We start from the raw sequence: 19,557 nt of genomic DNA, 5'->3' as shown, positions 1-19,557 counted from the left end.
GGTGCCCGATTGTGACGACCGAGTGTCGGAGGCCGCGATGGAAGACCGCAAACGAGAGGGATATTTCTGATATGTCCGACCTACTGAGGCTGGCCACCGCCGGTTCTGTCGACGACGGTAAGTCCACCCTGGTCGGACGCCTGCTCTACGATACGAAATCCGTACTGGCCGACCAGATCGACGCCGTCACCCGCGCGTCGGTGGACAAAGGTCTTGCCACGCCGGATCTTTCGCTGCTCGTGGACGGGCTGCGCGCGGAACGCGAGCAGGGCATCACCATCGATGTCGCCTACCGCTACTTCGCAACGCCCAAGCGGTCTTTCGTGCTCGCGGATACACCCGGGCATGTGCAGTACACCCGCAACACCGTCTCCGGCGCGTCCACCGCGCAGCTGGTGATCCTGCTCGTCGACGCGCGCAAGGGCGTCATCGAGCAGACCCGTCGGCATGCCGCGGTACTCGCGCTGCTCGGCGTGCCGAAGCTGGTGCTCGCGGTGAACAAGATCGACCTGGTCGATGACCCGGCGACCGTATTCGCTGCGATCTCGGCCGAATTCAACACCCTCACCAGCACGCTCGGCTGGGCCGCCGAGGATGTGCTGGAGATTCCGGTCTCCGCATTGCACGGTGACAATATCGCCTCACGCTCGGCGAACACCCCGTACTACGACGGACCTTCGCTGATCGAGCACCTCGAATCGGTGCCGGTGGACGCCGACAGCTCGGGCGAGCACGCGATCGGCCTGCGCTTCCCGGTGCAGTACGTGATCCGTCCGCGCACTGCCGAATACCCCGACTACCGTGGCTACGCGGGCCAGATCGCGGCAGGCTCGGTCTCGCCCGGCGACGAAATCGTGGTCCTCCCGTCGGGCATTCGCTCCACCGTCGAACGGGTCGATACCCCCGATGGCGAACTCGCCGTCGCACAGGTCGGCCGCAGCGTCACGCTGATCCTGGCCGACGATGTGGACATCTCGCGCGGTGACATCATCGCCTCCCCCGCCGATGCGCCGGAGCCGATCGACTCCTTCGACGCGACCGTCTGCTGGCTCGGCGATAAGCCGCTGCGTCCCGGCGCGCGCCTGCTGATCAAGCACGGCACCCGCACCACACAGGCGATCGTCGGCGCGCTCGTCGAGCGGTTCGACGAGCAGAACCTGACCGCGGAGGCGAGCCCGGAGTCGTTGGCGCTCAACGATATCGGCCGGATTTCCGTGCGCGTCGCCGAGCCGATCGCGGCGGACGACTACCGCGTCAACCGGCACACCGGCAGCTTCCTGCTCATCGATCCGGCGGGCGGCAATACCCTCGCTGCCGGTCTGGTCGGTGACGTGCTGACCGCGGTCGAGGTCGGAGTCTGAGGTGAATTCGCCCGATGGTATCGGCTCGGTGGCGCGGCTGCCGGGCGGGTCCATGTGGGCGGAACTGGAGCGCTTATCGGACCACGGACAGGGACCGAGTAGACCGATGTTCGGGCCTGTCCGGGTCACGGCTGCCACACCGATCGGCGGATACGCGGAGCCCAGGCCGGCGCTCATCGCGGTGGCCCACGGCAGTCGGGATCCACGCTCGGCCGCGACGATGTCGGCGGTCGTCGCCGATATTGCCGCCGCCCGGCCCGATATCGATGTGCGGCTCGCATTCCTCGATCTGAATGCGCCGTCGGTCGAGCAGGTCGTGAATGCCGTTGCCGCGCAAGGACACACGCATGCGGTCGTGGCGCCGTTGCTGTTGGGCAGCGCTTATCATGCGCGAGTCGATCTACCGGGACTGCTGGCTGCCGCCCGCGCCGCCCACCCCCAACTCGTGCTGACCCAAGCCGGCGTTCTCGGGCCGGACCCGCGACTCATCACTACCCTCCGCGACCGCACCCTGGCCGCGCTTGCACCAGCGGTGTGGCCGCGACACGGTGAAACAGTGGGGGTCGTGGTGGCCGCAGTCGGGGCGGCATCGGCGGCGGCTAATGCGCAGACCAGCGAGGTGGCAAGACGGCTCGCGGCCATGACCGGCTGGCTTACCGAGGTCTGCTTCGCTACCACCGAACCTTCTGTCACCCAGGCAATTTCGCATTTGCGCACCAGGGCCGCCGAGGAAGTGCTCGTCGCGCCGTGGTTCCTCGCGCCGGGGCTGTTGACCGACCGTCTGGTGGCCGCCGCGCCCGATGTGGTGCATGCGCAGGTCATCGGACCGGATACGGCGTTGACCGAAATAGTTTGGGACCGTTACGACACCGCGCTGACCGGCGCTTTGAGCCTCTCTGCCTGATCTTGGCCGAACAGCCGACCGACCGCACCTCGGTTCACGGAACGAACGGCAACCACGCGGCCCACGCAATTCAGTCGACGTAGGCGACGATAGCCGTCGCGTTATCGTTTCCACCCGCCCGATCGGCGGCAGCCAAAAGCCTGACGACAACGGACTGCGGATCGACGCCACGGCTCAACCAGTTCCGCAGGTCGTCATAGCCGACCTGCTCGGATACACCGTCGGTGCACAGCAGGTACCTGTCGCCGGATTGCATCGTCACGCTCAGCACATCCGGTTCCGGCGCGTCACCGTGTCCGATGTAGCGGGTCAGCTGATACCGCGCCGCCGCGGCCTGCGGCGAATCGAACGGATACCAACCGTGCACAGCGCCGAGCCACGCCATCGTATGGTCGGTCGTCAGCAGTTCGAGCAGCCCGGCGCGCAGCCGGTACACCCGGGAGTCACCGATCTGCACGAGCCAGCAGCCCTGGGGCGCGGCGATCATGGCGGTCAGTGTGCATCCGGCCAAAGTCCGCAATTCCCGACCGATCCGACTCACCCGAGCATGCGCCGCCGCCACCGCGGCACGCAGCGCCTCGGGCCCGAGTTCCACCGCATCCGTGACGTGGTCGACGAAGATATCGACCGCGGTCCGCCCCGCCGCCGCGCTACCCGGCCCATCTCCCATGCCATCGGCCACCAGCGCTAGCAACGGCTGCTCACGGAGATAGGTGACATCGAAATTCGCCGAATAGCGTCTGCCGATATCGCTGCCCACCGCAACGTCGATCACGGGACTGCGCACCCGCGAATTCTGGCACACCGCGCCATCGCGGAGGCCGCATCAGCCTCGTGGGAAGTCCTGGAACGCACTCGCCGAATATGGTCCGGCGACCCTCACCGCGGGATGATCGGGTCCGGATCGGCCGCGGTCGCGGATCCCGAAGCGATGCGCCGGTCGATGGCAGCCAGTGCGAACTCCCCCCAGCGAATGTTCTCCTGCTCGAAGGAGATTCCGCGCAGCAAGGTCAGGTAGGGACCGATGCGCTCGGCCTCGGCCAGATACGCCTGCTCGCTGCGCCCGTCGAGCAGCCGGGCGCGCAAGCGTTCGTAGCGGGCCAGTTTCGCCTTGGACCAGTCCAGCTTCTCGGCCACCGCGGCGCGCACGGCCGGCGCATCGTCGGCGTCCATGCCCTGCACCTTGACCATCAATTCGTCGCGGACGGCGGTCGGTTTGGCGGGCTCGGCGATGAATGCGCGCAGCGCGGCCCGACCGGCTGCCGTGATGGCGTGCAAACGCTTGTTCGGACGACGTTCCTGCTGCACGACCCGGGTCTCGATCAGGCCCTCGGCGGCCATCCGCTCGAGTTCCTTGTACAACTGCTGGGGCGTGGCCATCCAGAAGTTGGCGACCGAGGCGTCGAAGCCTTTGGCCAGGTCATATCCGGACGCCTCCCCTTCCAGCAGAGCGGCCAGCACCGCGTCACGTAACGCCACTCGCCCAGGTTACCAGTCTCGATGATTATACAAATTCTTGTCTACTGAACTATGGACACTTTGGCGCACGCAGGGATAATGTTCGGAGTGGATAGGCAAATAATTGACCATGAGAGGTGGAGTGATGCATCCCTTCCGTGCAGCCGTGGAGGCCCGCGACGAGGCCGCAATCGAGGCGCTGCTGGCCGACGACGTGGTGTTCACCAGCCCCGTCGCGTTCAAGCCGTATCCGGGCAAGGCGATCACCGCGGCCATCCTGCGCGGGGTGATCCGCGTATTCGAGAACTTCCGCTACGTACGCGAAATCGCCGACGCGAATGGCCGCGACCACGCCTTCGTCTTCGAGGCCACCGTCGACGGCAAGCAGCTCACCGGCTGCGACTTCCTGCATTTCGACGAACACGGCAAGATCGACGACTTCATGGTGATGGTGCGTCCGCTCTCGGCCGCGCAGGCGTTGGCCGCGCGGATGGGCGAACAGTTCGAGCAGATCAAGGCCGAGGCCACCGAGCAGATTCAGCGCGAGGCGGCGCAGGCGTGACCGATTACGACGCCATCGTCATCGGCGCCGGCAATGCCGGGCTGACTGCCGCGGCCACCTTGCAGCGCGCGGGTGCGCGAACCCTGTTGCTGGAGCGGCACAACGTTCCGGGCGGCTGCGGAACTTCGTTCCGCCGTGGACGTTTCGAATTCGAGGTTGCGCTGCACCAACTTTCGGGCGTGGGCGTCGAAGGGCAGCCGATGTCGTTGCGGGAGGGACTGTTCCAGCAGCTGGGCATCGTCGACAAGCTGGAATTCGTACAGGAGCACGACCTGTACCGTGCGGTGATTCCCGGACAACTCGACCTCACGCTGCCCGCCGACTGGGACGCCGCGATCGACGCTGTCGAAGCCGAGTTCCCCGGCAGCCGCGACCGCACGGCGAAGTTCTTCGAACTGGTGAAACAGGTGACGTTCTGGCAGATCGCCGCCATGCGCGGGATGCCGGTCGAGCAGATCGATCCGGTGCTGTTCGAATACGGGCTGCGGCCGCTGAAGGCGGTGCTCGACGAGTTCTTCGACGACGACCGGATCAAGGTCGCCCTCGGCATGTACTGGACCTATCTCGGGCAGCCGCCGTCGAAGCTGCGATTCCAGGATCTGGCGCTGACCTTGTTCGCCTACTTCGAATTCAAGCCTTGGCATCTGCGCGGCGGCTCGCAAGCCATGTCCACCGCCATCCTCGACGCCTTCCTGCAGGCGGGCGGTGAGGCGCGGTTCAACACCGCGGTCGAAGCCATCCGCACCGATGCGGGCCGGATATCGGGCGTCCGGCTCGATGACGGCACCGAGGTCACCGCACCCGACGTGGTTTCCAACGCCTCGCTGCCGACCACGTACGGAATGCTCGAAGGCATCGACCTGCCTGCCGCGGTACGAGATGATCTGGCCACCAGGCGAATCGGCGTATCCGGATTCGTGTTGCACATGGGCCTGGACGCCACCCCGGCCGAACTCGGGTTCACCACCAGCACAACCTTCGTCAATATGGACACCGACGACGACCGCACCTACAACGCGTGGCGTTCCTTCCAGCCCGCGCGCGGAATCTGCGTCAGCTCTTACGATGTCGCGCCGATCGGATTCGCGCCCAGCGGCTCCACCCATGTCAGCCTGATGACCCTGCAGTACGGCGATATCTGGCGCAATGTGGCTCCGTCGGAATACGCGCGCACCAAGTTCGCCTATGCCCAAACGCTGCTCGACCTGTGCGAGACCATCACCCCCGGCATCCGGGATGCCATCGAAGAGGTCGATGTCGCAACGCCGTTGACCATGATGCGCTACCTCGGCCATCCCGGCGGCACGATCTACGGCTACGACCAGGACGCCACCGAGAACTGGTTGTTCCGCAACAGCGAACGCGAAACCCACCTTCCTGGACTGCATCTGGCCGGTTCGTGGGCAGGCATCGGCGGATTCCAGCCCACCCTCGAAGCCGGCGCACGCGTCGCGCGCCGCCTGCTGCGCGCCAAGTCCGCTTGAACGGAGCACATCATGAAACATCCTCTCGCAGACCGCTTCGAGGGCGCGGCGCAGATCTTCGTCGAAATCGATTCGCGCATCCCCGACACCCGCGACCACCCCGGCGAAACCCGCGCCACCATCGACGCCTACCACCCCCAGCGGTTGCGGCTTATCGTCAGCGAGATCGTCGACGAGACCGCGACCACGAAGACCTTCCGGCTCGAGGGTGTCGACCAACTCGAGCTGCCGCCGTTCCTGGCGGGACAGTACGTCAATGTCTTCGTCGACGGCACCAGCCGCCCGTACGCCATCTCCTCGAGCCCCACCACGCTGGACCACTACGACCTGACCGTGCGACGCGTCACCGGCGGACGCATCAGCAATCTGCTCATCGAAACGGTGCAGGTCGGGCAAGTCCTCACCACGACCGGGCCGATGGGCACCTTCCACCACAACCCGCTCTTCCACGGCGACGACCTGGTATTCCTCGCGGGTGGTTCCGGTGTCGCCCCGGCGATGAGCATGCTCCGCGAGATCGTCGACCGCGATCTGGACCGCACATTCCACCTCGTCTACGGCTCCCGCTCTGCCGACGACATCATCTTCCGCGCCGAACTCGACGCACTCGCCACCCGATATCCCGGTGTCGTCGTCGACCACGTCATCACCGAGCCCGACACCGACTGGACCGGGCCAACCGGATTCCTCACCGCCGACACCCTCCGCACACTGACCGGCGAACTCGACGGCCGCATGGTCTACGTCTGCGGCCCGCAAGCGCTCTACCCGTACGCGCTCGGACAGCTCCGCGCACTCGGCCAGCCGCGCAAGCGAATCCGCTTCGAAGCCAATGGCGCCCCAAGCGACCCTGCCGCCCAACCCCATTGGCCCGCCGACGTGGATCCCGCCGAGAAGGTGACCGTCACCGTCGGCGGCATCAGCTTCCGTACACCGCGCAACCGTCCACTGCTGGATGCATTGGAGGACAACGGTATTCGGCCCGAGGCGGCATGCCGCTCCGGTGAGTGCAGCCTGTGCCGGGTACGGATCGTCAAAGGCGAAGTGCACACCGCCGAAGAAGCGAAATTGCGGCTGTCCGACGAGCAGTTCGGCTACACCCACTCCTGCGTGGCCTACCCGATCAGCGATGTGGAGATCGATCTGTGAACATGACCCTCCCCGAATCCGCCCTCTGACGCGGCTTCAGTGGTCACGCCGCGTCGTGAGATCAGGCGGCGGTGTCCGGCAACGCGCCAATCGGCGGCAGCGGTCGCTCGCAGATCTCGCGGGCCTCGTCCGGCGGAATGCCGAACATGCGCAGCAGATCCTCGGTGACCTCGTCCGCGGCCGCGGCGTCGTCGCGTTCGGGGTTGTCGTGCAGGAGCTGACCGAGGCATAGCGAGGCGCCGGCGACGATGGTCATCGCCAGTTCCACATCGCGGACCTGGAACCGTCCCGCGCGCACCGCGGCATCGATATCGCGGCGTGCGCGGGGCGCGAGGCCTTTCGTGGAGCTGACAAGGGCCAGACCGTGATTGAGCAGCACCTTGCTCAACGTGGGATTTCTGCGGTGCAGACGACCGGTCAACCGGAAGCTCTGCGCGAAGATATGCGCGGGATCGTCCATGCCCTCGGTCAGCACGTCGAGGGTTGAGCCGTGCCGATCGAGCGCCTCCTCGATCGCGGCGCGGAACAAATCCTCACGACTTTCGAAGTGGTTGTAGAACGATCCCATCCCGACATCGGCGGCCTGGGTGATCTCCAGGATCGGCACATTCGGTTTCCCGGCGGCGAGGAAGGACTGGGCCGCGCTGACCAGCGCTGCCCGGGTACGTGCTTTGCGCCGCTCCAAGCGATTGGGTTCGGCACCGGTTTGCTCGCTCATCACCTCTCCCTGGTCCATCTCGACATCCTAACCTGTCGAGTCAGTAATGACGAATTCCTCAGAATATCTTGACTGAATACACCCTCGTAAGTGACGATATATTCAGTTACCTGAAGGGAGAGGCCGATGATCGACCAGCACGACCCGCACGCGGATCTGCACAGCGAGTTCGGCGCCGAGGCGGGTGAGCATCCCGGACGGGCCCGGAATCCGATCATCAAGGTGCACGATCTGGCGTGGCTGGAGTTCGAGAAGCCCGACCTGGCGGCTGCCGAAATCTTCGCTTGCGCTTTCGGTTTCACGACCGTGCTGCGCACCGCCGACGAATTGCAGCTGCGTGGCACAGACCCGGGCGCACCGTGTGTGGTCATTCGCCGGGGTTCGCGGTCGAGGTTCATCGGCCCCGCATTCCAGGCGGCAGCATCCACGGATCTGCTCCGGCTCGCGCAGGCCACCGGACCCGAGCCGACGCCGCTGCCGGAGAGTATCGGCGGTTTCTCCGTCGACCTATCCGACCCGAGCGGCTTGCGGGTGCGAGTGGTCGCCGATACGCATGTGCTCGCCGCCCTGCCCGCCCAGCAGCCGCACACCCTCAATTTCGGCCACGAAATCCCGCGCATGAACCGGACCCAGCGCCCGCCGCGGGAACCGGCGCAGGTGCAGCGGCTCGGGCATGTGGTGGTCCAGACGACCCGCTATCGGGAGACGCTCGACTGGTATCTGAAACACCTGGGCCTGATCGTCAGCGATTTCCATTACTACTCGGGTCAACGAGACCGCGGCCCGGTCATGAGCTTCATCCGTTGCGACCGCGGCCGCGCCCCCGCCGACCACCACACGCTGGCGCTGTCGCTCGGCCCGGTCAACCGGTATATGCACTCCGCCTATCAGGTCGCCGACCTCGATGCCCTGGCCGCGGGCGGTGAATATCTGCTCGACCACGGTTACCAGCGGTCATGGGGCATCGGCAGGCATATCAAGGGCAGTCAGATCTTCGACTACTGGCGCGATCCGGACGGGTTCTTGGTCGAGCACTTCAGCGATGGCGACATGTTCGACAGCACGCTGGAGCCCGGCTGGGCGCCGATGACCGCATCCGGGCTGGCCCAGTGGGGACCGCCCGCCACCAAGGACTTCCTCGGCCTCAAACCCGGCCGGGAATCGGTTCGCGAATTGCGCGGCATATTCGACGCGCTGCGTGCGGACAACGAATTCGACCTACGCCGCCTGCGCGGTCTACTGAAAGTTGCCAACTCATGAGTATTTCCGTTCTTCGTACCGCCGATGCCTGGTGGGTATCGACGCCGACCGGGGCCGCGCGGGTGGATACCGCGGCGACCACCACCGGTCAGTTGCTCGCGGACCGGGCGGCGCTGGCGGCGGCCGCGTCGAGTACCGAGATCGTCCCCGTCGAGAGCCTTGCGCTGGTGTCACCGGTGACCGCACCGTGCCGGGTGGTCGCGCAGATGACGAATTTCGCGTCCCACGTGCGGGATTCAGGCGGTGACCCCGAGACCGTGCCCTTGACGTTCTTCCGCAAATCCTCCGGTTCGATCAGCGGACCGCTCGACGATGTCATCCGGCCCGCGCATGTGCAGCTGCTGGACTACGAGGTGGAGATCGGACTGGTCTTCGGTAAGGAGATGCCGGTCGGAACCGCGATCACCGCCGATAATCTCGCCGAGTACGTCGCCGGACTCGTCGTCACCAATGATGTTTCGGCGCGCGATGTGCAATTGCCGAAAACCCAGTTCTACGAGGCGAAGTCGTATCCGACCTTCACACCGGTGGGTCCGGCGCTGGTGCTGCTGGATGCCGACGAGTTGAAGCGGTTCACCGACCTCCGGTTGCGGCTGTGGGTCAATGGTGAAGTGCGCCAGGATATGACGGTCGCCGATATGATCTACGCCCCCGCGGAGACGCTGCAGGCGCTGACCCGATTCCAGCGACTCGACGCGGGTGATCTGCTGCTCACCGGTACCCCGATCGGCACCGCGATCAGCGCCCCGCCGAAACCGGTCGCGTTCATCGCCTCGCTGCTCCCGGCGGCGACGAAGTGGAAGCTGTTCTTCAAAGGGCAGGCCAAGAACCCGAAGTATCTGCGCGACGGCGACATCATCGAGGCCACGGTGGCCACCGATGACGGCGCGATCGATCTGGGTCGCCAGCGTACGGTCGTGCGGTACGCGCGGTGAACATGACGACAACGGATCTGCTGTGGCCGCGCTACTCGGGCCCCGGCGACCTGGCCGAGATCGAATCTCTGCCGCTGGCCGAGCGTGGTCTACCGGAATCGACCTACGCATTGCTGGTCCGGGCCACCGAACTCTGGCCCGATCGAAATGCGCTCACCGTATTGCCGGAGGCCGCGCGATGGCGAGAACCTCTGCAGCGCAGTTACTCCGAACTCCTATCCGAGGTGCACCGCTGTGCGAATCTGCTGCACCGGCTCGGCGTCCGACGCGACGACGCGGTCGCACTGATGGCGCCCAACTGCGCGGAGTTGATCCCCGCGACGCTCGCCGCGCAGCTGGCCGGTATCGCCGCACCCATCAATGGCGCGATGTCCGGTCGGCATATCGCGGAACTGCTGCGCCGCTCCGGTGCCAGAGTGCTGATCGCGGCCGGTCCCGAACTTGCCATCGACACATGGGAATCCGCACTCGCGCTGGCGAGCGACGGGCTGCTCGACGCCGTACTCGTGCTGCGCCCCACCGGCGCCGCCGAGCCGCACCCACTGCCCGTGCTCGACGGTGTGCATATCGGCTATCTGAATGAGCTTGCCGCCGAGGACGATTCGACCATATTCGCCGGACAGCTCCCGGCATCCGGCGATCTGGCCGCGCTATTCCACACCGGAGGCACCACCGGCGTGCCGAAACTGGCCGCGCACACCCATTCCGGCGAGATCGCCAACGCGTGGATGATCGCCGCCAACTCCCTGCTCGACGCGGATGCGACGATCTTCGCCGCACTCCCGTTGTTCCATGTCAATGCCCTGGTGGTGACGCTGCTCGCGCCGCTGTTCAAGGGGCAGCCGGTGGTCTGGGCCGGTCCGCTCGGCTACCGCGATCTCGCGCTGTACGGCGAATTCTGGAAGATCGTGGCGCACTATGGCATTGCCGCGATGAGCGCGGTCCCAACCGTATATGCCGTACTGGCGCAGTGCGCCGTCGACGCCGATATCAGCAGTCTGCGCTACGCGATGGTCGGCGCTTCACCGCTGCCGTCCGCGGTGCGGGCGAACTTCCAGACGCATACCGGTGTGACCCTGGTCGAAGGCTATGGACTCACCGAGGCGACCTGCGCGACCGCCCGCAGCTATCCGGACCGGCCGCGACCGGGTGCGGTCGGGCAGCGGATGCCCTACCAGCAGGTGCGGGTGGTGCGCGCGGGCAGCCGGGAGCCGCTGGCCGACGGTGAGATCGGCGTGCTGGAGATCAGTGGTCCAACGGTTTTCGCAGGTTATGTGACGGGCCGCAATGAGCAGGGCCACCTTCTCGACGGGCTCGGCACCATGATCGACGGCTGGCTCGATACCGGCGACCTCGCGCACATCGATGCGGACGGCTTCATCCATCTGCACGGCCGCGCCAAGGATCTCATCATCCGTGGCGGGCACAATATCGACCCGGCGCTGATCGAGGACGCACTGCTGTCACATCCACAGGTGACCGCGGCCGGTGCCGTCGGACGCCCCGATGTCCACGCCGGTGAAGTACCCGTCGCCTATGTCACGCTCGGAGCCGACGCCGATGTCACCGAGTCGGAACTGCTCACGTGGGCGAGCGAACGGGTGCCCGAGCGAGCGGCCGTGCCGAAATCCGTTGTGGTCCTGGATGCATTGCCGGTTACCGATGTCGGCAAACCCTACAAGCTCGGGCTGCGCGCCGATGCGACTCGACGTGAGCTGCAGGACGCACTCGAGCAGGTCGCCGGAGTGCACAGCGTCACGGCGGCAGTAGACGACGGGGCGATCGTCGCGACCGTCGAACTGGACCCCGCCTCCGACGGTGCCGCCACCGCAATCCTCGGCCGGTATGCGATCCGCTGGAAAGCCGTGGTCCGGCGATGAATCTGGTGATCGGAGCGAGTCGATGAACTCGGTTCCGGTGGTGATCGTCGGTGCGGGCCCCTCGGGCCTCACCGCGGCGACACTGCTGGCCCAATACGGCATCGAAACCCTGGTGCTGGAACGCTGGGACGGCATATATCCGCAGCCCCGGGCAGTACATCTCGACGGCGAAATCCGCCGGATACTTGCACGTCTCGGCGTCGGAGACGACTTCGAGGCGATCTCGCGTCCGGCGCTGGGCCTGCGATTGATCGACCCCGATATGCGGGTACTCGCCCAATTCGATCGCGATCCGGCGGGCGGCGCCAATGGCTACCCGGAGGCGAACCTATTCGACCAACCGGAGCTCGAGGCAATCCTGCGCGCAAATGTGCGGCGGTATTCTTGCATCACCCTCCGCGGCAATGCCGAGGTCGTCCGCGTTGCGCAGGAAAACGACTGTGTGCGTATCGATTTCATCGATCGCACTACCGGTGCCGCCGAGTCGGTCCTGGCCGGATATGTGCTGGGCTGCGACGGCGCCAACAGTGTGGTCCGCTCCGCGATCGGAGCCACGATGCGCGATCTGAACTTCGCACAGCGCTGGCTCGTCGTCGATCTGGATACCGCTGCCGACTTCGGGGAATGGGAAGGGGTGCACCAGGTTTGCGACCCGATTCGAGCCGCGACCTACATGCGAATCGGAGCGACTCGCTACCGCTGGGAATTCCGGCTCCGCCCCGGCGAAACCACCGCTGGCTACAGCGATTCGACGAGCTTGCAGCCACTGATCGCGCCGTGGACCGGCAACACTCCATCCGAGGAACTCCGGCTCGTGCGCGTCGCCGAATACACCTTCCGCGCTCAACTCGCCGACCGCTGGCGTTCCGGCCGGATGTTCATACTCGGCGATGCCGCCCACCTGACCCCACCGTTCATCGGCCAGGGCATGGGCGCTGGGCTACGCGATGCGACCAACCTGGCCTGGAAGCTCGCGGGCGTCCTCGCCGAGGGCCTGCCTGCGAGCGTCCTGGATACCTACGAAATCGAACGAAAACCGCACGCGCACGCCATGATCCGGCTCGCAAAGTTGATTGGACGGGCGATGACCGACGGCGGTGAGTTCGGAAATCTGCTGCGCCGCCTCATCGCGCCGCGGTTGCACCACCTGCCCGGCTTCGCCGAACTGGTCACCAACGGACAGACGCCGCCGCTGCACCGATCCGAACTTGTTGTGGCGCATCGCTTTTACCGAGGCCTGGCGGGCAAACTGGTCCCGAACGCACTTCTCGACGGCCGTCGCTTCGACGATATCGCGGCGGGCCGTTTCGCGATCGTCACCGCTGTCCAACCGACACCGGCACAGCGCCGCGAGATCGAACAGCGCGGCGGCGTCATAGTCATCGCTCGGGGCGCCCTGCGGCACTGGCTCGGGCGCGGACGCGGTGCCCTCGTCCGTCCCGACGGTACAGTGCAGCGAACCAGCCGCCAGTTGTCCGATCTCGTCGCCGACTTGCCGCGATTCAAGGCACCCGCTCCGGGTGATTCATCACGCGTACCGAGTCCCGACGCGTGAGCACGCACCGGTAAGAGGATCTCAGCCCAGCAGCCCGTTCACGATGGTGTGCGCGGTGGCGACACCGCGATCATCACCCATCTGCTGGGCGGTATTGGCCGCGCTGATCACCGCATCGAGTTCGAAAGCCATGGTATCGGCGTCGCGGCCGGTGAGATCGCCCTGTTCCTGCGCGTGCCGAATCTGCTTGGCCAAGAAGTCGAGCCATTCGCTGTGATCCTCGGCGATGGCATCGCGGACCGGGCCGGGCTTGCTGTCGAATTCGGCGATGGTGGCCACGCGGAAGCAGCCGCCTGGAAATGTCGAGTCGACGATGTGGTCGAACCAGCGATCCATGATGGTGCGCAGGCGCGGTAGGCCGCGCGGTTGGCTGAGACTCGGCGCGATCACTCGTTCGACGAAGGCTTCGCGGGCCGCCTTCACCGCGGCGACCTGCAGCGCTTCCTTGGTACCGAACAAAGTGGCTATGCCGCTTTTGCTGATGCCGAGATCGGTCGCGAGACGGCCGATGCTCAGGCCGGTCAACCCTTCGATGGAGGCCACGTCGGCGGCATGTCTGGCGATCGAGGCTCGGGAGCGGGCGCCTTTGGCGAGGCGCTGATCGGTGCCCTGCGCGGTAGTTGTCGACTCGGCCATGAGGCCATTCTTCCACTTCCGGGTTGCAAATACGAACGTACGGTCGTACGTTTATTGCACGAACGGTCGTACGTTTAGATTTCGCCTCACCGAAGGATCTCCCTCATGACCGAAGTGTCCGAGCGGACCGACAGTCCGCCGACCTCGAACGCCGCAGTGCGCACGCTCGTCATCGCCTGTGGCGCAGCCTTCATCGCCTTCCTGGACCTGTCCGTCGTCAATATCGCGTTTCCCTCGATCGCCCGCGACTTTCCCGGTACCGCGACAACCACGCTGACCTGGGTCGTCAGTGGATATGCCATCGCATTCGCGGCACTGCTCACCCCGGCAGGACGCTTCGCCGACACCCTCGGACGGCGCCGGCTGTTCCTGATCGCACTGGTCGGTTTCGCCGTGACTTCCCTGCTGTGCGGCCTCGCACCCACCGCAGGTTGGCTCATTGCCGGGCGCCTGCTGCAAGGTGCGACGGCGGCGCTGATGGTGCCGTCCGCACTCGGACTCGTCCTCACCGTGACGCCGCGCGAGAAGATCGGTGCGGCCATCGGAGCTTGGTCGGCCGCAGGCGGTTTCGCCGCCGTGGTCGGCCCGGCGATCGGCGGCGCGCTGGTCGAGACGTTCGGCTGGCGGGCGGTATTCGTCATCAATATCCCGGTGGCGATCGCGCTGATCGCGCCCGGGCTGCGCATTCCCGTGCCCGATATCCGTCAGCCCGGCAGCGCGCTGCCAGACCCTATCGGGACTATCGCCATCGCCCTTGGACTCGGCGGCGTGGTGGCCGGGGTGACCGAGGGGCAGCGCTGGGGCTGGAGCGCCCCCGGCACACTCGCTGCACTCGGCGTCGGCGCACTGCTGATCGTCGCCGCGCTGATTCGCTCTGTGCGCCACCACAATCCGGCCATCGCGGTCGAATTGTGGCAGAGCAGGCCGTACGCACTGGCCAATGCCGCCTCGTTCGTCTTCGGTGCGACCATGTTCGCCTGGTTGCTCGCCGGACCGCTGTTCCTGGATGCGATCTGGCAGTATTCGGTGCTCGGCTCGGCCGCGGCATTGACGGTGGGCGCGGTGTCCTCGATGGTGACCGCGACGGTTGCCGGTCGCGTCACGGCGGCGAGCACGCGGCGCCTGCTCGGTGTTCTCGGGGCGCTGATGTACACCGGAACCAATGTGTGGATGAGCACCGACGCCTTCGGGCCGACACCGGCTCTCTGGTCCGCGTGGGTACCGGCCGGGCTGTTCGGTGGCGGTGGCGTCGGGATCGTCGTCACAGTGCTCGGCACCGCCGCCGCGAGTTCACTTCCGCCGCAACGCTTCGCGGCCGGAATCGGGATGAATCTGACCGCCAGGCAGGTGGGCGGTGCGCTCGGTGTCGCGGTGCTGGCCGCGGTCTTCGCCGCCAATGCCGACGATGCGCTGGCCGCCTTCCACACGCTGTTCGCCGTTTGCGCGGGCATCGGCATCGCATCCGCACTGGTTATCGCGATTCCGGCGCGCATCCCTGCTGCCGTTCCGACGCAGAGCTAGGAGTCACCTTGACGCACAACGATATTCGTACCGAAGCCAACGACCCGATGCTGTTGTCGAACACCGCCGCACTCGAACTGCTCGCCGACGCGCGCTGGCAGCGCTATGCGGTGCTCGGGGATTCGATCGCCCATGGCGTCGGCGATCCGAGTCCCGGGTACGACACCGCCGGATGGGCAGATCGCGTCGCCGCGGTATTGACGGCGGCGAATCCCGCTCTGGCATATCTGAATACCGGCCGGATCGGCGCGACGTCCGCGCAGGTACGCGCCGATCAGCTGCCGCGGGTGCTCGAATTCGCACCGGACCTGGTGCATATCAGCTGCGGCGGAAACGATCTGTTCACTCCCGGCGGCAATCTCGACGAATTGCGCACGAATCTCGACGCGATCTTCGGCACGCTTGCCCGCAGCGGGGCGCAAATGAGCACCTTCACCCTCGCCGATGTGTGGGAGGCGGAACGGATGGCGCCGATGCGTCCGATGCGGGACCGAATGGCGGCGCTCAACGACATCACCCGCGAGTTGGCCACTCGTTACGACGCTGTGCTGGTGGAGTTATGGGACCATCCGCTGCGGCTGCGGCCGGATGTGATGAGCGCCGATCTCATTCACTTCACGATGAGCGGGCATGCGGTGGTGGCGACCGAAATGGTGCGCGCACTGCACGGACTGCTGCCTGAACCCGCGCATTGATCGAAACCGGGCACCGGGCTGCGGTCGGAGCTTGTCGCTCGGACGCGGCCCGGTGGTCTTTTCCCCGGCGTTTGCAACCGCCGAGCCGGATACCTGATCGGCCTTCGCAAACGCCGAATCTCCTAGTGAATGCGGATCAGGGCAGCACCTGCGGCACACCTCCGAAGCAGTGGCCCCGACCAACAGACCGATAACGTGCCCCACCGCGCGGCGGAGAGCGCGGCGCTGATACCGCCATGACGATGAATCCCCGACCCCGACAACTCGAACGTCGGTCGAACAGACTGGCCGGTCCTTGACAAACCCGGCCGGACCTATCTATTGCCGATCGATTATGCGATGGCAAACTTGTGTGCCACAAGTGATTTCGGCCATCAAGAAGCACGAATCACAATCATTCGCGGTGCACGAATCGATGTGCAAGATTCGGTTTGCCGTGCGGTCATTCACCGTATCGATCGACGAGCTCGGCACCGAGTTCGGCCAACTCCGCCTGCACCGATTGCGGTGCCAGCACCTCGATTTCGGCACCCCAGCCCGCCAATTGCTGGGCGATCATGCGCGGTGTCGGTGCGGAGATGCGGACCTGAACGCGTCCGTCGGCCGCGGGACCATCCACCTCACAGTGTCGCCCCTGCTGCTTGCGCAGGACCGGAAGTAGTCGCGGCGCAATGAGTGCGGTGGCGGATGTGGCAGCGCGACGTTGTTCGACCTCGCCGACCACCTCCGCCCAGGCAGTGGATAGATCGAAATCCGCAGGACGGTGGGCGATTTCGTCGGCAATCGTGGCTTCGACGATGCGATCGACGCGGAAAGTGCGCCTGCCACGGTCGGTGCCTGCGATGAGATACCAGATGGCGTCCTTGTCGACCAGGCCCCACGGGTCGACGACCCGCCGGGTGCGCTCCCCCACCCGCTCATATGTCAGCTGCACTTTGCGACGCCGGACTACCGCGCGCTGCAGCAATTCGACGAGCTGCGGCCGGGTCTGATCGTGCTCACCCCAGCGCGCGGGATCGATCACGACCGCGTCGGCCGCGGCCTCCGCATCGGTGCGGAAGGTCTGTGGGAGCGCGCGTACCAGCTTGCGCAGCGCCGATTTCACCTCGGGCACCGCGCTCGCGGACGGGCCCGCCAACAGGAACAGCGCGCGAGCCTCCGGTTCGGTGAGGCCACTTAGATCCGTGCGCGCGCCGCCGACCAGCGACCAGCCGCCGCCCCGACCCGGCTGCGGATAGACCGGAACTCCTGCGGCCGAGAGCGCCTCCAGGTCGCGGCGCGCGGTGGCGACCGACACCTCGAGTTCGGCGGCGATCTCGGAAGCCGTCACCCGTCCGCGGGTTTGCATCAGTAACAGGGTCGCCACCAATCGGTCTGCTCGCATGAGCACAATTCTGCCGCTAAAAGTGCTCATTCGGTGAGCACTTCAAGCGGAATCATGGATCACACAGACCACGATCAGAGGAGACAAAGATGTTGCGAGGAATAGCCACCGTTTCGTTCTATGCCGACGACCTCGAGGCCGCGAAGGACTGGTACACCGAGGTGCTCGGCCTCGAGCCGTACTACACGGTGCCCGGTGGATACTACGAATTCCGCATCGGCGACTACCAGCACGAACTGGGGATCATCAATCGCAAATTCGCCCCCGCAGGCGCACAGAACGCCCCCGGCGGCGCCATCCTGAACTGGCATGTCGACGATGTACAGGCGAGTTTCGACCGACTTGTGGCCCTCGGTGCCGAGGAATACGAGCCGATCACGCCGCGCGGCGACGGAGATTTCATCACCGCCTCGGTAGTGGACCCCTTCGGCAACGTCCTCGGCATCATGCAGAACCCCCATTACCTGGAAATCCTCGGCCGCACCTAAAGCGCACACCTAGCCCGAGAGCGCGTCGGTGGCGAGTCCACTCCCGGGTATGCCCACTCCCTCCATGCCGTCGCAAGTGGCTTGCCTTCCCGAGAATGCGTTGGTGGAGGGGCTCTCTCGCTTGTTTACCGCCACCGACGCATGGTGATCATCGGTCCAGCTCAGTGACCGAACCAGCGCTCCAGGATTTTGGCGGAACGGGTACTCGCAGGGTTCCGTCCGCCCCTTCGGCCGCCACCCGAAGCATTCCCTGCCCCGAGAATGCGTTGGTGGCGAGGCGCTCTCGGGTGTTTGGCACCACCGACGCATGGTGATCATCGGTTCAGCTCAGTGACCGAACCAGCGCTCCAGGATTTTGGCGACGCCGTCGTCGGCGACATCGTCGGCGACTTCGTCCGCCCAGTTGCGGACTTCGTTCGGTGCGTTCGCCATTGCTACGGAATGTCCTGCCCAGTGCAGCATTTCGCGGTCGTTGTAGCCGTCGCCGATGGCGAGGGTGGCGGCACGGGGAACGCACAGTGCGGTGCGCAGTCGCTCCAATGCCCAACCCTTGGAGACGCCACGGCGCGAAACGGTAAGCCACGGGCCGAATTCGCCGTGCACCCAGCTCGCCCCCGGCACCCGCAGTTGGGTGAGCAGGCGCAGCATCTCTTCCAGGGAACCGTCGGGCCACCAGCCGTTCAGTCGCGGGGTCGGCTCGCTGCTCAACGCGCCGTCATCGACGAGAACGTATTCGCCGACAGAGAATTCGCCCGGACTGGCCCCCGTGGCCCAGGTGCCGATGCCGACCTTCTCCACCGCGAAGATCATCTCCGGAAACAGAGCGCGCAAGGCGACGACCGCGGGCCCCGGATCGAAGGTCTGCACCGCCACCGGCTCCCCCCTCGCCACATCGATGTGCACCGCGCCGTTGGAACACAACGCATGTCCATCGATAAGCCCGAGCTCCTGCAGTACCGGCCGCGTCGTCATCAACGTCCGCCCGGTCGTCACAACAACATGCGCCCCCGCCGCCACCGCCGCCCGCACAGCATCGATCACCCGTTCACTGACCGGCGATCCCGTCTGCAGCAACGTTCCATCGACATCCAGCGCAATAAGCTGAGGTCCCCCGTGTACCACCAACCCATTGTGCATCGCTATGGCACTCGGCGTCATCGAAATTCGACCGGTCCGAATGTACCTATCACTCGCTAACAGACCAGCGAAACGAACAGCCGCACTACTTCACGTAGTCCGCGCCCCTCATGAGCGCCCAGACGAAGTGCGAATTCTGACAAACGGTGGCGGATCTCTGCCCGGGCATGGCAGTCCGCCTCGTAACCAACAGCCATGCGGACCAGCGACTTTCACCCAGCCGCCGATGCTGCAGTGACTATTCGCAGACGCTGCCCGTCGCTATAGTGCGGTCTCCACCCCTGACCCATCGCCCGCCCACCAGAGCCGCCAACCACTGATCCCCCAGCGGATCTCGGCACGAAGTGCCACCTGCACCAGTGCAGCGAAAGCAGTGATGCCGACCGCGCACAGCAGCACTTCATCTCGAAATGGTCCCGAACGCGCAGCC

The 19,557-nt window shown here is 65.9% G+C and carries 18 protein-coding genes; 12 read left to right on the top strand and 6 right to left on the bottom strand.

Annotation, left to right across the window (positions count from 1 at the left end; genetic code table 11):
• The first annotated feature begins 71 nt into the window (after positions 1 to 71).
• Together ACIBW7_RS12375 and ACIBW7_RS12370 are read left to right on the top strand one after the other, a co-directional pair.
• Positions 72 to 1,361, top strand: a complete 1,290-nt coding sequence (locus ACIBW7_RS12375) for a sulfate adenylyltransferase subunit 1 (protein ID WP_397046334.1) — start codon at positions 72 to 74, stop codon at positions 1,359 to 1,361.
• Between the two features lie 106 nt (positions 1,362 to 1,467).
• Positions 1,468 to 2,265: a sirohydrochlorin chelatase gene (locus ACIBW7_RS12370; protein WP_397046558.1), complete on the top strand. Its 798-nt coding sequence runs from the start codon at positions 1,468 to 1,470 to the stop codon at positions 2,263 to 2,265.
• A 70-nt stretch (positions 2,266 to 2,335) separates the two neighbouring features.
• Here ACIBW7_RS12370 and ACIBW7_RS12365 read toward each other — a convergent pair whose 3' ends face one another.
• Positions 2,336 to 3,052 (bottom strand): PP2C family protein-serine/threonine phosphatase, encoded by a 717-nt coding sequence (locus ACIBW7_RS12365; protein ID WP_397046333.1) that lies wholly within the window; start codon positions 3,050 to 3,052, stop codon positions 2,336 to 2,338.
• A gap of 92 nt (positions 3,053 to 3,144) precedes the next feature.
• Positions 3,145 to 3,744 (bottom strand): PadR family transcriptional regulator, encoded by a 600-nt coding sequence (locus ACIBW7_RS12360; protein ID WP_397046332.1) that lies wholly within the window; start codon positions 3,742 to 3,744, stop codon positions 3,145 to 3,147.
• 124 nt (positions 3,745 to 3,868) lie between these two features.
• Here ACIBW7_RS12360 and ACIBW7_RS12355 point away from each other — a divergent pair, with 124 nt between their 5' ends.
• Genes ACIBW7_RS12355 through ACIBW7_RS12345 form a run of 3 tightly spaced genes read left to right on the top strand, consistent with a single transcriptional unit; the run spans position 3,869 to position 6,918 of the window.
• A complete protein-coding gene (locus ACIBW7_RS12355) occupies positions 3,869 to 4,285 on the top strand; it encodes a nuclear transport factor 2 family protein (RefSeq protein ID WP_397046331.1) in 417 nt (138 codons plus the stop codon).
• Positions 4,282 to 5,769 (top strand): phytoene desaturase family protein, encoded by a 1,488-nt coding sequence (locus ACIBW7_RS12350; protein ID WP_397046330.1) that lies wholly within the window; start codon positions 4,282 to 4,284, stop codon positions 5,767 to 5,769. Before ACIBW7_RS12355 ends, ACIBW7_RS12350 begins: the two co-directional genes overlap by 4 nt.
• 12 nt (positions 5,770 to 5,781) lie before the next feature.
• Positions 5,782 to 6,918 carry a 2Fe-2S iron-sulfur cluster-binding protein gene (locus tag ACIBW7_RS12345; protein WP_397046329.1) on the top strand — a complete coding sequence of 379 codons (1,137 nt, stop codon included), beginning with the start codon at positions 5,782 to 5,784 and terminating at the stop codon, positions 6,916 to 6,918.
• A gap of 61 nt (positions 6,919 to 6,979) precedes the next feature.
• Here ACIBW7_RS12345 and ACIBW7_RS12340 read toward each other — a convergent pair whose 3' ends face one another.
• Positions 6,980 to 7,636 carry a TetR/AcrR family transcriptional regulator gene (locus tag ACIBW7_RS12340; RefSeq protein ID WP_397046328.1) on the bottom strand — a complete coding sequence of 219 codons (657 nt, stop codon included), beginning with the start codon at positions 7,634 to 7,636 and terminating at the stop codon, positions 6,980 to 6,982.
• Positions 7,637 to 7,762: 126 nt separating this feature from the next.
• On the opposite strand from ACIBW7_RS12340, the gene ACIBW7_RS12335 reads away from it, so the two are divergent.
• The 4 genes from ACIBW7_RS12335 to ACIBW7_RS12320 are packed head-to-tail and all read left to right on the top strand — an operon-like array spanning position 7,763 to position 13,266.
• Positions 7,763 to 8,896 carry a VOC family protein gene (locus ACIBW7_RS12335; RefSeq protein WP_397046327.1) on the top strand — a complete coding sequence of 378 codons (1,134 nt, stop codon included), beginning with the start codon at positions 7,763 to 7,765 and terminating at the stop codon, positions 8,894 to 8,896.
• Positions 8,893 to 9,831 (top strand): fumarylacetoacetate hydrolase family protein, encoded by a 939-nt coding sequence (locus tag ACIBW7_RS12330; RefSeq protein ID WP_397046326.1) that lies wholly within the window; start codon positions 8,893 to 8,895, stop codon positions 9,829 to 9,831. The genes ACIBW7_RS12335 and ACIBW7_RS12330 overlap by 4 nt, the downstream gene beginning before the upstream one ends.
• 2 nt (positions 9,832 to 9,833) lie before the next feature.
• A complete protein-coding gene (locus ACIBW7_RS12325) occupies positions 9,834 to 11,711 on the top strand; it encodes an acyl-CoA synthetase (RefSeq protein WP_397046325.1) in 1,878 nt (625 codons plus the stop codon).
• A gap of 22 nt (positions 11,712 to 11,733) precedes the next feature.
• On the top strand, positions 11,734 to 13,266 hold the full coding sequence (locus ACIBW7_RS12320) for a bifunctional 3-(3-hydroxy-phenyl)propionate/3-hydroxycinnamic acid hydroxylase (protein WP_397046324.1): 1,533 nt from the start codon (positions 11,734 to 11,736) through the stop codon (positions 13,264 to 13,266).
• 21 nt (positions 13,267 to 13,287) lie between these two features.
• On the opposite strand, the gene ACIBW7_RS12315 is transcribed toward ACIBW7_RS12320, so the two are convergent.
• Positions 13,288 to 13,902, bottom strand: a complete 615-nt coding sequence (locus ACIBW7_RS12315) for a TetR/AcrR family transcriptional regulator (protein ID WP_397046323.1) — start codon at positions 13,900 to 13,902, stop codon at positions 13,288 to 13,290.
• A 105-nt stretch (positions 13,903 to 14,007) separates the two neighbouring features.
• Here ACIBW7_RS12315 and ACIBW7_RS12310 point away from each other — a divergent pair, with 105 nt between their 5' ends.
• On the top strand, positions 14,008 to 15,423 hold the full coding sequence (locus tag ACIBW7_RS12310) for an MFS transporter (RefSeq protein ID WP_397046322.1): 1,416 nt from the start codon (positions 14,008 to 14,010) through the stop codon (positions 15,421 to 15,423).
• Positions 15,424 to 15,431: 8 nt separating this feature from the next.
• Entirely contained in the window at positions 15,432 to 16,118 is a 687-nt protein-coding gene (locus ACIBW7_RS12305; RefSeq protein WP_397046321.1) for an SGNH/GDSL hydrolase family protein, read from the top strand.
• A gap of 442 nt (positions 16,119 to 16,560) precedes the next feature.
• Here the strand turns inward: ACIBW7_RS12305 and ACIBW7_RS12300 are convergent, their stop codons facing one another.
• Positions 16,561 to 17,502, bottom strand: a complete 942-nt coding sequence (locus tag ACIBW7_RS12300; RefSeq protein ID WP_397046320.1) for a helix-turn-helix transcriptional regulator — start codon at positions 17,500 to 17,502, stop codon at positions 16,561 to 16,563.
• An 89-nt stretch (positions 17,503 to 17,591) separates the two neighbouring features.
• On the opposite strand from ACIBW7_RS12300, the gene ACIBW7_RS12295 reads away from it, so the two are divergent.
• Positions 17,592 to 17,990 carry a VOC family protein gene (locus ACIBW7_RS12295; protein ID WP_397046319.1) on the top strand — a complete coding sequence of 133 codons (399 nt, stop codon included), beginning with the start codon at positions 17,592 to 17,594 and terminating at the stop codon, positions 17,988 to 17,990.
• A gap of 327 nt (positions 17,991 to 18,317) precedes the next feature.
• On the opposite strand, the gene ACIBW7_RS12290 is transcribed toward ACIBW7_RS12295, so the two are convergent.
• Complete coding sequence (locus tag ACIBW7_RS12290; protein WP_397046557.1) at positions 18,318 to 19,127, bottom strand: HAD family hydrolase; 810 nt, start codon at positions 19,125 to 19,127, stop codon at positions 18,318 to 18,320.
• Between the last annotated feature and the right edge of the window lie 430 nt (positions 19,128 to 19,557).

The organism is Nocardia sp. NPDC049526, from assembly GCF_044465765.1.
Taxonomy (GTDB): domain Bacteria; phylum Actinomycetota; class Actinomycetes; order Mycobacteriales; family Mycobacteriaceae; genus Nocardia.
The sequence above is the reverse complement of the archived record's forward strand: the minus strand, read 5'-3'. Positions and strand labels throughout refer to the sequence as shown.

What these genes read in the sequence shown, in the direction of transcription:
- ACIBW7_RS12375 (WP_397046334.1), top strand. Translation starts at nt 72, where the DNA reads ATGTCCGACCTACTGAGGCTGGCCACCGCCGGTTCTGTCGACGACGGT.
- ACIBW7_RS12370 (WP_397046558.1), top strand. Translation starts at nt 1,468, where the DNA reads ATGTTCGGGCCTGTCCGGGTCACGGCTGCCACACCGATCGGCGGATAC.
- ACIBW7_RS12355 (WP_397046331.1), top strand. Translation starts at nt 3,869, where the DNA reads ATGCATCCCTTCCGTGCAGCCGTGGAGGCCCGCGACGAGGCCGCAATC.
- ACIBW7_RS12345 (WP_397046329.1), top strand. Translation starts at nt 5,782, where the DNA reads ATGAAACATCCTCTCGCAGACCGCTTCGAGGGCGCGGCGCAGATCTTC.
- ACIBW7_RS12340 (WP_397046328.1), bottom strand. Translation starts at nt 7,636, where the DNA reads ATGAGCGAGCAAACCGGTGCCGAACCCAATCGCTTGGAGCGGCGCAAA.
- ACIBW7_RS12335 (WP_397046327.1), top strand. Translation starts at nt 7,763, where the DNA reads ATGATCGACCAGCACGACCCGCACGCGGATCTGCACAGCGAGTTCGGC.
- ACIBW7_RS12330 (WP_397046326.1), top strand. Translation starts at nt 8,893, where the DNA reads ATGAGTATTTCCGTTCTTCGTACCGCCGATGCCTGGTGGGTATCGACG.
- ACIBW7_RS12325 (WP_397046325.1), top strand. Translation starts at nt 9,834, where the DNA reads ATGACGACAACGGATCTGCTGTGGCCGCGCTACTCGGGCCCCGGCGAC.
- ACIBW7_RS12320 (WP_397046324.1), top strand. Translation starts at nt 11,734, where the DNA reads ATGAACTCGGTTCCGGTGGTGATCGTCGGTGCGGGCCCCTCGGGCCTC.
- ACIBW7_RS12315 (WP_397046323.1), bottom strand. Translation starts at nt 13,902, where the DNA reads ATGGCCGAGTCGACAACTACCGCGCAGGGCACCGATCAGCGCCTCGCC.
- ACIBW7_RS12310 (WP_397046322.1), top strand. Translation starts at nt 14,008, where the DNA reads ATGACCGAAGTGTCCGAGCGGACCGACAGTCCGCCGACCTCGAACGCC.
- ACIBW7_RS12300 (WP_397046320.1), bottom strand. Translation starts at nt 17,502, where the DNA reads ATGCGAGCAGACCGATTGGTGGCGACCCTGTTACTGATGCAAACCCGC.
- ACIBW7_RS12295 (WP_397046319.1), top strand. Translation starts at nt 17,592, where the DNA reads ATGTTGCGAGGAATAGCCACCGTTTCGTTCTATGCCGACGACCTCGAG.
- ACIBW7_RS12290 (WP_397046557.1), bottom strand. Translation starts at nt 19,127, where the DNA reads ATGCACAATGGGTTGGTGGTACACGGGGGACCTCAGCTTATTGCGCTG.